The following is a 13,872-nucleotide window of genomic DNA, read 5'->3' as shown; positions in this document are numbered from 1 at the left end:
GTGCTCGTGATGAGCATGGTCATCCGCCCCGCGTAGCTCGACCAACCCGCGCCCCCATACCCATTCACCCGTCGGCATTCTGGCCGCACGGGTCCTCGCTATGCCTGGAGGCATCCCGTGGCGAACGACGCCGACAACGTGCGGGTCGGACTTACCGGCTCCATCTTCATGGCCCCCAAGGGGTCGACGGCCCCCGTGGATCTCGACACTCCGTGGGACGCGGCCTGGCTCGACCTGGGCTACATGTCCGACGACGGCGTGTCCCTCGAGTATTCGACGGACACCGAGGACATCGCCGCCTGGCAGTCCCTGTCGCCGGTGCGCCGCATCCTGACCAGCGTCGACATGACGCTCGGCTTCACCGCGATCGAGCTCAAGTCGCGCACGATCACCGCCTACTTCCCGGGCTCCACGATCACCACGGTCTCCGGCGCCGTCCAGCGCCTCGACATCCCGGCCGCCCCTGGCCCGCAGGAGTTCGCGTTCGGCCTCGAGTGGATCGACGGCACGATCAAGAATCGCTTGGTGATCCCGCGCGGCGAGATCACCGACCGCGGCGGCATCACCCTGGCCCGCTCCGAGGCGGTCGCCCTGGAGATGACCGTGTCCGCCTACGCCTCGTCCGCGCCCGAGATCGCGACGTGGCTGTCCAACGACCCGGCCTGGGCCGCGGCGTAACCCCGACTCCCGGTAGGCGTGCCACGCGGGTCGCGCCTACCGGGTTCAACCCGCTACCACCTGCGAGGAGAACAGCATGACTGCAAGCAAGAAGGCAGCCGTGGGGCGTGACGTCGTCTCCCTCGACGCGCTCGCCAAGCAGCGCCGCGACGCCCTGCCCGACCCGACGACCTACGACCTGTGGGGCGTCGAGTTCACGCTGCCGCCCATCAAGGCCCTGAGCTTCGAACTGCAGGAGCGGGTCGGCGACTTGAACGACTCCGCCGGCGTCCTGAAGGAGATCCTCGGCGAGGCGAAGATCAAGGAGATGTACGCGGCTGGCTTCCAGTTCGGCGACATCGAGCTGATCGCCGAGGAGTGGCAGAAGCGTTCGGGCCTGGAGCCGGGGGAATCGCCGGCCTCCGCCGTTTCCTGACGGAGTACGGGGAGGCCGTCGAGTGGGACATGGCCCGGTACTGGCCGGGCCGGTCCCTGCTGGAGCTGTACCGCGGGCAGATGTCGTGGCGTGAGTTGCGTGTCTTCCTGCGTTACCTGCCCACGGAGAGCGCCACCGCGCGGGCGGTGCGGGGCACCACGGCAGTTGAGGACCAGTGGACCCTCGACCGGCATCTGCTGGCCCAGGTCGTCGAGGCCACGCGCGAGAACACGTTCGCGATGGTCAAGCTGCACGGCGACCCGAAGAAGACGCGGCAGCTGAAGCCGCCGGACCCGATCGAGCGGCCCGGCGTCGAGGCACGCAAGAAGAGCAATGTCATCCGCTTCGGAGGCCGTCACGGCTCCGGGGCAGCCCAGTTGGCGGGGGTCTTCGGAGGCCGCGCCGCAACCCAGTGACGGGGGTGTGCGGTGGCTGCTGGTGTGCTCGTCGGACGCGGATACGTCTCCATCAGGCCGGAGTTCGAGGGGGACTGGTCCCGCACCGTCAACACCCGCGCGAGTAGCGCGGGCAGGTCCGGGGCGGGCGCGTTCTCGAAGGCCTTCGGTGTCGGGCTCAAGGGCATCGGCGCGCTGGCCGGCGTCGCGGTCGCCGCGAACCTGTCGTCGGCCGCTGCTGGTGCGGCTGCTCTGGCGCCCGCTCTGACGACGGCCGGGGCGGCAGCTGGCGCCCTGAAGATCGGCATGTCCGGTGTGGGCGCGGCGTTCAAGGCCGCGTTCGCCGACTCGACCGGGCAGGCATCGTCGGCCGCCTCGGCGACGCGCGCCGTGGAGTCCGCTCAGCGCGGCCTGGCGAACGCACAGCGCGCCCTCGCGGACGCGCGCGTGCAGGCGGCCGAGCGGGTGCGCGAGGCGAACCGGGCGGTCGAGGACGCGGAGCGCTCCCTGGCCCGCACCGTCGAGGAGTCCGCACAGCGGCAGCAGGACGCACAGCGCCAGGTGAAGGAAGCCGAGCGGGACCTCGCTGACGCGCAGCGCGAGGCTGCGAAGGTCCAGCTGTCTCTCAACGAGGCGCGGCAGGAAGCGGCGCGGGACCTCGAGGACCTGAACAACAAACTGAGCCAGTCGCGCCTCGACGAGCGCGAGGCGACCCGCAAGCTCGCGGACGCCGAGGCCGCGCTCAAGGCCGCCGAGGACAAGCCCGGCAACGCCCTCAAAGACATCGAGGCCCTGCGGCTGGTTCGGGACCAGGCCGCGCTCGACCTCAAGGAGCAGCAGACCGAGTCGAAGCGCTTGGCCGAGGACTCCGACAAGGCCAACAAGGCCGGCGTCAACGGGTCCAAGAAGGTCAAGGACGCGCAGGACAAGATCGCGGACTCGCAGCGCAACGTCGCTGACAAGACTCGCGCGCTCGCACGCGCGCAGGAGGACGCGCGGCGCGCGGGCGTGGACGGCGCCCGGGCAGTTGCGGACGCTCAGCGCGCCCTCGCGGACGCGCAGGCCGGGGTGGACAAGGCACGCGCGGACGGGCAGCGGCAGATCGAGGACGCCCAGCGCGGCGTCGCGGACGCGGCCGCAGCAGTCGCGGACGCTCAGGCCGCGGCCGCCGCACAGACTTCGGCTGCCGACGCAGCCATGGCCAAGCTCGCACCGAACGCGCAGGCGTTCGTGCGGGCGGTCAAAGGGCTGGCCCCGGCCTGGGACGCGATGCGCCTGTCGGTCCAGAACGAACTGTTCAAGGGCCTGGACGACACCGTCACCACGCTCGGCCGCGCCACGATCCCCGTCCTGCAGCGGCAACTCACCGCCACCGCGGGCGTGTGGAACAGCCTGGCGAAGAACGCGGCCGGCGCCGTCACCGAGATGGCCAAGAGCGGCATGCTCGACAAGATCCTGGCCGGGGCGACGAAGAACCTGAAGGTCTTCGAGAAGACCCCGGGGCAGATCATCACCGCATTTGGGCAGCTGTCTGTCGCCGCCCAGCCTGCGTTCAACAGCTTGCTCACCAAGTTCGCAGGGGCGATCAAGCACTTCACCGACGGCATCGCCAAGAGCTTCAAGAGTGGCGGCCTCGAGGAGGCCATCAACACCGCTTTCAAGATCCTGGAGTCGTTCGGGACCCTCCTCGGCAATGTGCTCGGTGTTGTCGGCCAGATCTTCAAAGCCGCCTCCGACGCGGGCGGTTCGATCGTCGGCACGCTCGGAGCGGTCTTCGGTGAGCTGAAGAAGATCCTTGCTACGGACGAGATGCAGGCCTCGATGAGGTCCCTGTTCACGTCCGTGGCGCAGATCGTCACGTCGATTGTCCCGGTCATCGGGTCGATCGTGCAGGCCGTCGTGCCGCTGATGGATGCGATCGCCGGGCCGATCGCCAACCTCGCGCAGGTGCTGGGCCCGGTGCTGCAGCAGCTCGCTTCGGCGCTCGGCGCAGCTCTCCTGCCGATCATTCAGGCGCTGACGCCGGTCATCGAGCAGGTCGGCATCGCGCTGATCCAGATCGTCGAGGCAGTGACGCCGCTGCTCAAGCCGATCGCCGACCTGATCACCGGCGTGATCACCGCTCTGGCGCCTGCCCTGTATCCGATCATTGCGCTCGTCACGCAGGTCGTGGACGCACTGGTTGGACCGCTGACGCAGGTTGTCCAGGCGCTGACCCCCGTGTTCGTCCAGCTCGGGTCGGTCATCACCCAGATCTTCGCTGCGGTGCAGCCGTTCATCGCACCGCTCGTCGACATGATCGGCCAGGTCGCCGGCCTCGTCGCCGGGATCCTGGCGCAGGCCTTCACGCAGCTCATGGACGCACTGGGTCCGCTGATCCCTATCGGGATCCAGCTGATGCAGGACGTGTTCGGCGCCCTCACGCCAGTGCTGCCCGTCCTGGTCGACGCGTTCAGTGAGATCGCGAAGGCGGCCCTGTCCCTGATCGGGCCGATCGGCGGCATCGTCGCCGAGCTCGGCAAGAGCCTGGCACCGGTCATCGCCGACCTCGCGCCCGTCATCGCGCAGATCGCCATGCTGTTCGCGGGCGCCCTCGCCGACGCAATCCCGCCGCTGGCGGCCGCCGTGGTGACGCTGGTCGGCGCGCTCAATCCGCTGTGGCCCCTGATCGGCCAGCTGATCGGGCAGGTCGTCAAGCTCGCTGCTGGCCTCCTCGTGCAGCTGCTGCCCACGTTCATTCAGCTGGCCCTCGCGATCGTGCCGCTCATCCCGTCGCTGGCGAAGATCGCGGCCATCGTCTTGGAGTTGGCAGTCAAGGTCCTCTCCTGGCTGCTGCCGCCGTTGATCCAGCTGGCCGGGTTCCTCATCGGTGTGTTCGCCGGTGCGCTGAAGGTCGCGATCAGCTGGATCTCCAACATCGTCAAGTGGATCTCGACACTGGTCAGTTGGGTCGTCGACAAGACCGGCCCAGCCATGACGTGGCTCCGCGACAAGGTCATCAAGCCCGTGTGGTCCGGGATCAAGGCCGCGATCGGCGGCGCCTGGAACGGGATCAAGACCTTCTTCGGGTGGATCAAGTCCGGCGTGACCGGCCTCGGAGACGGCTTCCGCTGGCTGTACAACAAGGCGGTCAAGCCCGCGTGGAACGGCATCAAATCCGCGATCAGCTTCGTGTACGAGAAGGGCATCAAGCCGATTTTCAGCGCGCTGAAGGGCGCGGTGAAGGCGGTCGCCGATTCCTTCGACACGGCACGCAAGGCAATCAAAACGGCCTGGGACAAGCTCAAGAACATCGCCAAGGGCCCCGTCAACTTCATCATCGACATCGTCTACAACAAGGGGATCCGCGGGGTCTGGAACAAGATCGCCGGGGCGTTCGGTGCGCCGACCCTGGACAAGTTCCAGTTCGCGCAGGGCGGCGTCCTGCCCGGCTACACGCCGGGCCGCGACCCGCACAAGTTCTACAGCCCCACGGGTGGCGCGCTGGAGATGTCCGGCGGCGAGGCCATCATGCGCCCGGAGTTCACCCGCGGCGTGGGTCCTGGCTTCGTCTCGTATTTCAACCACCTCGCCAAGTCGGGCGGCGCTGGGAGGGTCCGAGAGGCGCTCGCACCGGTGCTCGGCGGCAACGATCAACGCTCGCACACTGACCGGAGCCTGCGCTACAAGGACGGCGGGATCTTCGGCTGGATCGGCAGCGCCGCGTCAGCCGTAAAGGGCGCTGGCTCGGCTGCCTGGAACGGCATCAAGAAGGGTGCGAGCTGGCTGGCCGACACGCTCGAGGCCTCTGCGCGCGCGGGCGTGAAGCATGTTGTCGACCCGCTGCTCCGGAAGTTCCCGGGCATGGACACGGGCATCGGCAAGATGATGCGTCACATCCCCACGAAGATCATCGACGCGCTATTCGGGTACTCAAAGGACGCCGACAAGAAGGGCGGCGACGGAGTCGGCGGCCCGAAGATCCAGAGGGCGCTCAAGTGGGCCAAGACGCAGAACGGCAAGAAGTACCAGTGGGCAGGCAACGGCAATCCGTCGTGGGACTGCTCCGGCTTTCAGTCGGCGATCGAGTCCGTCATCCGGGGCCAGAAGCCTCACCGCCGGTGGGCCACGGGTGCGTTCTCCGGGAAGACGGCTCCGCCCGGCTGGGTCCTGCACGGCAACAGCCCGTTCAAGATCGGCATCACGAACAAGGGCGTCGGCCACACGGCCGGCACCATTGCCAAGACGAACGTCGAGTCCCGCGGCGGCGACGGAGTCGTCGTCGGCAAGCGGGCCCGCAGCTACAAGGACAGCCTGTTCACCAGCTGGTACGGATTCCAGCCTGGCAAGTACGACAGCGGTGGCTGGCTCCAGCCGGGCCTCACCGCGGCCGTCAACAACACGGGCCAGCCGGAGGCGATCCTCACGGCCCGCCAGTGGGACGCGGTATCCAGCCGCGTCGCTTCTGACGGCGGACCCTCCTACGCCTACACGATCAACGCCCGAACCGCCGACTTCACCGTTGCTGACCTACAGAGGGTGCAGCGCGTGCAGGAGGCCAGGGCCAGGGTGGGGAGGCCGCGCTAGATGCCCATCATCACCGCCCCTGCACCGCCGGATACGGGTGAACCGCCCGGCGGTGGAGGGACCCCGGTACCGCTCCCGGAGATCGGGCGGGCGACCGCCACATACACCGACCCCACCGGCACCGTGTGGCCGCTCACCGACATCGACTCCGACATCTTCACGCTCGCCGAGGGAGTCTCAGGACTGGGTGCCACGGCGTATGAGCTGACCCAGGATCCGCACCCGCGCGGGGGCGCGCGCCTGCGGCACGCGCAGGCGCAGGCCCGCACGATTGTGTGGCCGCTATACGTGCAAGGCGCTGACCACACGGAGTTCCTCGCGCGCTGGCGGCAGCTGGCGACCGCGTTCACGCGCACGCTGCGCGAGGGGCCCGGCAGCCTGGAGCTGGCCCGTCCGGACGGCACCCGCCGGCGGATCGCGGTCTATTACCAGGAGGGCTTCGAGGGCGAGTCCAAGGCCGGCTACTACCGGTACTCGGATGCTGCGGTGATCAGCCTGTGGTGCGAGGACCCGTACTGGGTCGACCCCGAGCCCATCACGGAGCACCGCGAATCGTCGGCCGGGAGCAGCAGCTTCTTCGTCCCGTACCCGACCGTCGCGTCGTCACAGGTGCTCGGGGCGACCACGCTCCACAACCCCGGGGACGTCACCGTGTGGCCGACGTGGACGGTCACCGGCCCCGCATCGGCAATCACGTTCACGCACGCAGGCACCGGCGAGAGCTTCACGCTCGACCCGAACGCAGCCGCGATCGGTCACGGGAACCTCCTCGCCGGACAGAAGGTCACCGTCTCCACCGACCCGCCGCGCGTGCGCTACCAGAACGGCGACAACTGGATCGGCGGCCTCAACTGGCCGACCGCCTCCCTGTGGGGACTTGCCCCTGGGGACAACCCGGTGACGTTCACCCTCTCCGGATCCGGGACCGGGTCGGCCGTCGACCTGTCGTATAACCCCCGTTACGAGACGGCCTGACATGGCGATCCAGCTCCTCGTCACCAACGACGCCATGGTCGTCCAGGGCGACCCGCTCGTCGACTGGACCGGCCTCGACGTCACGAAGAACTTCAACGAGCCTGGCTCCGGAAGCGTCGACCTGCCCGCCTTGCCCGAGGTGATGGCCCAACTCCAGCCGGGTAACCGGATGGTGGTCATCCGCGACGGTGCGATCTGGATGGCCGGCCCGATGGAAGTCCCCACCGACTACACGTGGTCGGTGGACGGGGACCCGGGGCCGGGCAAGGTGAAAGTCGACTTCTCTGACGATCTCGCCACGATCGCCGGATACATCACCTGGCCCGAGCCCGCGCTCACGTGGGCTGGGCAGCACGGCGCGACCTGGCGGAGCTTCGATGCCGTCAACAGCGAGACGATCATCCGCACGCTCGTCAACGAGAACTGCGGACCCGGCGCTATCACCGCCCGGCGCATCCCGAACTTCGTCCTCGACTCGGTCGCCGGAGTCGGCTCCAACACCGCGGTGAAGACCCGGTTCGAGCCCGTCCTCGACGCCTGCCGCAGCGCGGCACTCAACGGTGGCGGGATCGGCTTCCGCGTCCAGCAAGTCGGCACGCAGCTCAAGTTCGGCTGTTATGCGCCAGTCGACAAGTCAGCGACGGCCCGCTTCTCGGAGGGCCTGGGCAACCTGCGCAGCGTCTCCTTCAAGCAGTCCGCGCCCGGCCTGACGCACGCCCTGGTGGCCGGCAACGAGACCGAGGGCAACACGATCCGCACTTATGTCGAGGTCCCCAACGCGAGCGCTGCCGCTACGTGGTGGCGGGTCGAGCGGTACCTCGACGGCGGCGCAGACAACGACACGAAGGGCGAGTTGACCGCCGCCGGAACGGCCGAGATCGCAGACGGCTCCGCGCCGATCGAGCTGTCCACGGTCACCGTCGACACCGAAGACCTCAAGGCCGGCAGGGACTTCAATCTCGGCGACCGGGTCTCGGTCGCCTTGCCGCACGGTCTGCAGGTCACCGACATCGTCCGCTCCATTCATCTGCAGGCCGAACCGGAGTCGGGCGAGACCGTCGCCACGCTGGTCGGCTCGCCGGACGCAACGAACGATCCGCAGATGGTGCAGCTGATACGCACGCTGAGCCGCAGGCTCGGCCGACTCGAAACGAGGTGAGCTGGTGGCACAGGACTCGTGGCCGTCCCCGGCCCACAACAGCAGGGCCGTGACCGACACGGAGTACGAGAAGATCGCCGCCCGGTCAGCCGACGACGGCGTCTGGGGCAACCCGACCGGGACCGCGGTCATCTCTGCGGGCTCCGGGCTGTCCGTCGACGTGCGCGCCGGCGTGTACGCGAATCTGCGTGGACACGCCTGGACTTCCGGAACGTCCGACGTGAACCTTCCGATCGGAGCCAACAGCTCCGGCTCCACACGCGTCGACCGCGTCGTGCTGCGGCTGGACCGCTCAGCGTGGACCGTTCGGGCCGTCGTCAAGGCGGGCACCGGCGGGAGCGGCGCCCCGGCGCTGGTCCAGCAGACCGGCGACACCGGCGTGTACGAGATCTCGCTCGCCAAGGTGACCGTTCTGAACGGCGCCTCGGCGGTGAGCGTCACCCGTGAGGAGCTGTACATCGGCACCCGCCTGCGGCCGTGCCTGTCGTCCGCACGCAACCCCCAGCCAGTCCTCGGCGAGGTCGCATACGAGATCGACACCGGACGGCTCATCCTCTGGAATGGCTCCTCCTGGAGCACCGCCTACGACAGTTCGGGCAGCGTGTCGTGCGACTCCGCCCTGTCCGCATGGGAGATCACCGTCGAATCCGTCCTCGAAAAGCGCAGCGGAAACGTGCACCTGAGGTTGGGCACCTTCAACCGGAAGGGCGGCGCCCTCGCCGGACCCACGGACGCCCGCCTACCGGTGCTCATCCCGTCCGCCTACCGGCACCCGACCCGGAACATGTACACGATGGCGTACATCAGCGGGGCCGACATCGGGCGTATCACGATCTACCCCGCCAACCACTCGCTCGCCGGGCAGGCCTGGCTCACCCAGAAGCCCGATATCTCGAATGGCGACGACGTCCTTCCGGGCACGGTCAGTTGGGTGGTGGACTGATGGCCAGGTCTACGTTCGGCGCCGGAGTCGCCGACTTCGTCGTCACGCCTTCCGATGGCCTGTGGGCCGTAGGCGCCGGCGCGACCGTCACCTTCTGGGACTCTGCTGACGCGGGCACCCAGTACACAGATCTCCTCGACGCCAGCAGCACGCCGATCATGCAGGTGACCGCCGACGAGTTCGGGGCCCTGCCCCGCTTCTCCGGGCCCGACGGCGTGACGGGCATGTGGGCCGACGGTGGCGGAACCTCGCGCGCCTGGATGGACGCCCACGGGGGCGCCACGGGCGGGGGCGGTGGGGGTGGCGGGGCCGTCTTCACCAAGCTGATCCGCGTCGTCGCTTCGGCGACCGCACCGGCGGACGTGCGGGCCGCAGCGGCGTACCTATGTGATGGCACAGCGGACCAGGTGCAGATCCAGCAGGCCATCGACGACGCGCAGGACGAGGGCGGCGGCATCGTCCAGCTCAGCGTCGGCGACTTCAACCTCGCTGCCCCTGTGTCGATCCAGGGCACCGCGAACGTGGACGACCCGCTCACCGTGATCCTCCGGGGCTGCGGCAAGAACGCCACCACACTGAAGCCGGCCTCCGGGCAGAACGGCATCCTGATCGGGAACTGGGCGCAGTTCCACCTCGAGGACCTGGGCGTCGTCATCCAGGGCGCCAGTTCGGGCATCGTGTCGACGTCGACCACGACGACGACCACGCTGTCGTTCTGGGACTCGTCGATGCGGAACATCCGGATCTCCGGCAGCTACACGCCGACGAACACCGGCTGGGCCATGGATATGGCGATGCCGTGGCGCAGCACGTTCGACAACATCGAGATCCAGGGGACCAGGAACGGGATCCGGATCACCAACAACAGCGCCAACCAGAACGCGGGCGACTGCACGTTCAACCGGTTCTTCGTCGAGATCGTCGGCACGGGCGGCTACGCCCTGTACATCGAGTCCATCGACGGCAACATGAACCAGAACCAGTGGAACATGTTCGAGGCGGGGGCCAACTCCACGGGCTGCACCGGTATCTGGCTTGGCGGCGCGGTCGGCACCGCGAGCCAGCGCTTCTACGGCCTGAATCTGGAGCAGTTCCAGACCTGCATCAACGTCGCCAACGGTGAGTCGAACGTCTTCGACTGCAACTACGTGACCTGCGACAGCGGTCAGGCCGGGAACAAGATGTTCGTCTGCGGCACGAACAGCTACAACAACACGTTCCGCGCGATGTGGGTCAACATCGACTCCGCAGGCGCCTTGCAGATCATCGAAGACCTCAACACGACCAGCAACACCCCGAACATCTTCGAACGCATCCGCGTCGAGAACAACCCGACCGGCACCGTCACCTACACGAAGTCGTCGTCGACGGTCTTCCGGGACATCACGACCTTCAACACCGGTAACGCCCTCCCGGCCGGGCTGCTTCAGTACCCGCTCAGCGTTGTGAACGACCCGACGTTCACGCCCGATGACCACGGCCTGGTCACGTGGACGCACGACCCAGCCACCATCCGGTCCGCTTCCGATCGCGTCACCACCGGGTCGGTGTACCTGTGCAAGGTCAAGATCGTTAACCGGTCCACAGTGGTGAGCACCATCCACTACGGAGTCGTTGACGCCGGGGCAACGCTCACGGCCAATCAGAACTTCGTCGGCCTGTACAGCAGCTCCGGTACCCGCCTCGCGGTGAGCGCCGACCAGACCACCGCCTTTGGTTCGAGCGGTGCCAAGACGGCAGCGATCACGCCGCAGACCCTCGCCGTGGGGACGTACTACGTGGCGATCCTCTCCGTCGGGACTACCCCGCCGTCATTCGCCCAGGGCAACGGGGCGTCAAGCGTGCTGAATGCAGGGCTGACAACGGGCGCCAGCCGGTTCCTTGTTGGCCCCACTACCCAGACCTCGCTTCCTGCCTCGATCACGCTCGGCAGCCAGTCAGGGACCAACGGATCCCGTTGGGCCGCCCTCAGCTAAGGAGAAGTCGTGCCTCTTTTGATCAAGGACGAGTACATCGCCGTGGGCCGTGACGGAAGCCTCGTGGCTCACGGCGAGGACTACGACCAGGTTCTCGCCCAGGCAGTGCAGACCGTCACAGTGAACGACGCCGAGTTTCCCGCCTCGCAGGTGCTGATCGTGAAGGGGTCTCTGGTCACGAAGTCCAACTGAGTTCGACCCGGATGGTTGGCCACAAGCGCGGCCGGGACGGCCCAAGCGAGGGCCCACAGTCCATTGGCCGCCTCACCTAGGAGGCACCGTGACGGTCCGCGTCTGCTCGCTGAAGACCGACACCCCACAAGTCATCCCGGCCGACGGCAAGTACCACGTCGTCCGCTTCCCCTTCGTCGAGTCCTACGACGCCCACCACATGCACGACCCGGCCCAGCCCGACGGCCGCCAGGTGAAGGGTTGGCAGCGCGACGACCGGGCCGGGTTGATCTGGCCGGCCGCGGACGGCTGGGGCTCGCTCAGCGCAATGATCTATTGGGAAGACGGCGGCTACACGGAGCTCCGTGACCGCTTCGTCCGCGACCCGCTGGGCCTGTCGACGGGCGCCGACTCGACCGCGACAGAGCACCGGCCGCGCTCGCCCGGGCAGCAGTTCTTCCACAAGTCGCACGAGCTGTTTGTGCACCCCGGCACACCGATCGCGCTGCTCGTCGCCCACAACGACAGCCGCGCGAGGCGCATCACCTTGGCCGAGCTGAAGCTCGCCATCCATCCAGCACAGGAGTCCTGACGTGGCCACACCCCCGTCCGCTTCCACGTTCGCCGCGCTGCTGCGCGCCGAGGGCGTGACCGTCGTCGAGGTCGGCGACTGGGAGCACCACAACCGCAACCACAAGGGACCGTGGGGCCCGCTGAACGGCGTGATGATCCACCACACCGTCACGAAGGGGACCACGGCCACGGTCAAGATCTGCCGTGACGGGCACTCCGACCTGCCTGGCCCTCTCTGCCACGGCGTCATCGCCAAGGACGGCCGCGTGCACCTCGTCGGCTACGGCCGCGCCAACCACGCCGGCCTCGGCGACGACGACGTCCTCCGCGCCGTCATCAACGAGACCGCGCTCCCCGCCGACAACGAGGCGAACACTGACGGCAACCGGCACTTCTACGGCTTCGAGTGCGAGAACCTCGGCGACGGCAAGGACCCGTGGCCCGCCGCCCAGCTCGAGGCGATCGAGCGCGTGGCCGCAGCGATCTGCCGACACCACGGCTGGTCGGAGCGCTCCGTCATCGGGCACCTCGAGTGGCAGCCCGGCAAGGTCGACCCGCGTGGCTTCGGCATGGACTGGCTGCGCGGCCAGATCCGCGACCGCCTCAAGCCCACCGTCACGTACACGGTCCGCTCCGGCGACACCCTCTGGTCCATCGCCGCGTCCAAGCTGCGCGACGGTAACCGGTGGCACGACATCGCCCAGCTCAACGGGCTCAAGGACGCCGACACAATCACGCCCGGCCAGACCCTCAAGCTCCCCAAGAAGTGAGGACACCCGACATGGCTGCCCCGATCGAGAACAAGGTGAAGTCCGCGACCGCCGCAACGTTCGTGGTGTCGCTCCTCATCGCCGTCCTGAACTCTGTGGTGGCGGACGACAGCCTCCTCGGGCCGCTCCCGTCGTGGCTGCAGCCGGTCATCATCGCGGTCGCCCCCGCGGCCGTGACGTTCCTGTCCGGCTGGTCCGCGCAGCACACGCCGCGGGTCTCGCCAGAGAGCTGATCGGAGCACCACATGGCCGACGAGCCGACTCTCGGCGAGGTCGCGAGACGGCTTGAGGCCATCCACGCCGACCTCAAAGAAGACCTCCGCGAGTACGGCACCCGGCTGGACCAGAAGGTCAGCGTCGAGCGGTACGAGCTGGAGCGACGAGCCGCCGACGAGGTGCACCGGCAGGTCATCGAGCGGATCGCGGCCATGGAGGCGGAGCGGGTGCAGGAGAAGCAGAACGCCGACGTGGAGCGGCGCAAGCGGGAGGACCAGCGGCGCTCTGACAGGCGGCTCGTCTTCTCCTGCCTTGCGGCCCCCGTCCTGCTGCTGCTCCTGCAGGCGTACTTGGCGGCGAGGGGAGCAGGCACGTGAGGGCCAAGCACCACAGCCGAGAACAAATCCAGCACCGCCGCGACATCTGGGTCGGGGCTCTGGTCCTGAGCGGGATCGTCGTGTTCACGCTGCTCGTGCTGTGGCTGCAACAGATGTCACACGACCTGCGCGCAGCCAACGACGCGCGCGACGCATTGGCCAGCCAGGTGCAGCAGCTCGGGCACAAGCCCGTCGCCGGCCCTCCTGGCAGCCGCGGCGAACCCGGCCACTCCGTGCGGGGACCGAAGGGCGACAAGGGCGATCCCGGAACACCGGGGGAGCCCGGCAGTCCCGGCCCGTCCGGATCCCCGGGCAAGAACGGCAAGGACGGAGACGACGGCAGCAAGGGAACGGACGGCGTCGGCTCAACGGGTCCGACTGGGGCCGCGGGTAGCGACGGGGTCCCAGGATCCGCCGGACCTCAGGGCGATCCCGGGCCGGCCGGACCCGAAGGGCCCGCCGGAAAGGACGGGGCGGACGGGCAGGACGGGCAGGACGGGCAGAAGTGTCCCGATGGCTACTCGCTCCAGGCGCCGGCCTACGACCCCGACGCGCTCGTCTGCCGCAAGGACGGCGCCCCACAGCCAGAGAAGAAGAAGGACGGCCTGCTGTCCATGGGCCTCGACCCGACCCGCCGCCAGTACACCTAGGAGGACGC

At 68.4% G+C, this 13,872-nt stretch carries 13 protein-coding genes and 1 pseudogene; all 14 read left to right on the top strand.

The genetic code is table 11. The features are described from left to right. The first annotated feature begins 117 nt into the window (after window positions 1-117). The 14 genes and pseudogenes from VIU94_RS18810 (at window position 118) to VIU94_RS18740 (ending at window position 13,864) form a co-directional block, all read left to right on the top strand. Window positions 118-678, top strand: coding sequence for a phage tail tube protein (locus VIU94_RS18810; protein ID WP_331912983.1), 561 nt, complete (start codon window positions 118-120; stop codon window positions 676-678). Between the two features lie 76 nt (window positions 679-754). Further along, complete coding sequence (locus VIU94_RS18805) at window positions 755-1,093, top strand: hypothetical protein (RefSeq protein WP_331912982.1); 339 nt, start codon at window positions 755-757, stop codon at window positions 1,091-1,093. Next, window positions 1,036-1,509: a hypothetical protein gene (locus VIU94_RS18800; protein ID WP_331912981.1), complete on the top strand. Its 474-nt coding sequence runs from the start codon at window positions 1,036-1,038 to the stop codon at window positions 1,507-1,509. Before VIU94_RS18805 ends, VIU94_RS18800 begins: the two co-directional genes overlap by 58 nt. Window positions 1,510-1,521: 12 nt before the next feature. Further along, complete coding sequence (locus VIU94_RS18795) at window positions 1,522-6,054, top strand: hypothetical protein (RefSeq protein ID WP_331912980.1); 4,533 nt, start codon at window positions 1,522-1,524, stop codon at window positions 6,052-6,054. Then, window positions 6,055-7,029, top strand: coding sequence for a phage tail family protein (locus tag VIU94_RS18790; protein ID WP_331912979.1), 975 nt, complete (start codon window positions 6,055-6,057; stop codon window positions 7,027-7,029). A 1-nt stretch (window position 7,030) separates the two neighbouring features. Beyond that, the gene (locus VIU94_RS18785; RefSeq protein ID WP_331912978.1) at window positions 7,031-8,188 is read left to right on the top strand and encodes a siphovirus ReqiPepy6 Gp37-like family protein; all 1,158 of its coding nucleotides are present in this window, start codon (window positions 7,031-7,033) and stop codon (window positions 8,186-8,188) included. Window positions 8,189-8,192: 4 nt separating this feature from the next. Next, window positions 8,193-9,131: a hypothetical protein gene (locus VIU94_RS18780; protein WP_331912977.1), complete on the top strand. Its 939-nt coding sequence runs from the start codon at window positions 8,193-8,195 to the stop codon at window positions 9,129-9,131. Then, window positions 9,131-11,107, top strand: a complete 1,977-nt coding sequence (locus VIU94_RS18775) for a hypothetical protein (RefSeq protein WP_331912976.1) — start codon at window positions 9,131-9,133, stop codon at window positions 11,105-11,107. Before VIU94_RS18780 ends, VIU94_RS18775 begins: the two co-directional genes overlap by 1 nt. Before the next feature lie 9 nt (window positions 11,108-11,116). Next, window positions 11,117-11,299 (top strand): DUF5678 domain-containing protein, encoded by a 183-nt coding sequence (locus VIU94_RS18770; protein WP_331912975.1) that lies wholly within the window; start codon window positions 11,117-11,119, stop codon window positions 11,297-11,299. 88 nt (window positions 11,300-11,387) lie between these two features. After that, window positions 11,388-11,870, top strand: a complete 483-nt coding sequence (locus tag VIU94_RS18765; RefSeq protein ID WP_331912974.1) for a hypothetical protein — start codon at window positions 11,388-11,390, stop codon at window positions 11,868-11,870. Window position 11,871: 1 nt separating this feature from the next. After that, a pseudogene (locus VIU94_RS18760) lies at window positions 11,872-12,459 on the top strand (N-acetylmuramoyl-L-alanine amidase); the annotation flags it as partial. A gap of 173 nt (window positions 12,460-12,632) precedes the next feature. Continuing rightward, entirely contained in the window at window positions 12,633-12,854 is a 222-nt protein-coding gene (locus VIU94_RS18750; RefSeq protein ID WP_331912973.1) for a holin, read from the top strand. A 12-nt stretch (window positions 12,855-12,866) separates the two neighbouring features. Then, window positions 12,867-13,214: a hypothetical protein gene (locus VIU94_RS18745; RefSeq protein WP_331912972.1), complete on the top strand. Its 348-nt coding sequence runs from the start codon at window positions 12,867-12,869 to the stop codon at window positions 13,212-13,214. Further along, on the top strand, window positions 13,211-13,864 hold the full coding sequence (locus tag VIU94_RS18740; protein ID WP_331912971.1) for a collagen-like domain-containing protein: 654 nt from the start codon (window positions 13,211-13,213) through the stop codon (window positions 13,862-13,864). Before VIU94_RS18745 ends, VIU94_RS18740 begins: the two co-directional genes overlap by 4 nt. The last annotated feature ends 8 nt before the right edge of the window (window positions 13,865-13,872 follow it).

The sequence above is a fragment of the Streptomyces sp. genome, from assembly GCF_036566765.1.
GTDB lineage: Bacteria > Actinomycetota > Actinomycetes > Streptomycetales > Streptomycetaceae > Streptomyces.
The sequence above is the reverse complement of the archived record's forward strand: the minus strand, read 5'-3'. Positions and strand labels throughout refer to the sequence as shown.

Bases quoted from the DNA above. Each gene is read 5' to 3' on its own strand.
- VIU94_RS18805 (WP_331912982.1), top strand. From the start codon at position 755: ATGACTGCAAGCAAGAAGGCAGCCGTGGGGCGTGACGTCGTCTCCCTC.
- VIU94_RS18790 (WP_331912979.1), top strand. From the start codon at position 6,055: ATGCCCATCATCACCGCCCCTGCACCGCCGGATACGGGTGAACCGCCC.
- VIU94_RS18785 (WP_331912978.1), top strand. From the start codon at position 7,031: ATGGCGATCCAGCTCCTCGTCACCAACGACGCCATGGTCGTCCAGGGC.
- VIU94_RS18775 (WP_331912976.1), top strand. From the start codon at position 9,131: ATGGCCAGGTCTACGTTCGGCGCCGGAGTCGCCGACTTCGTCGTCACG.
- VIU94_RS18750 (WP_331912973.1), top strand. From the start codon at position 12,633: ATGGCTGCCCCGATCGAGAACAAGGTGAAGTCCGCGACCGCCGCAACG.
- VIU94_RS18745 (WP_331912972.1), top strand. From the start codon at position 12,867: ATGGCCGACGAGCCGACTCTCGGCGAGGTCGCGAGACGGCTTGAGGCC.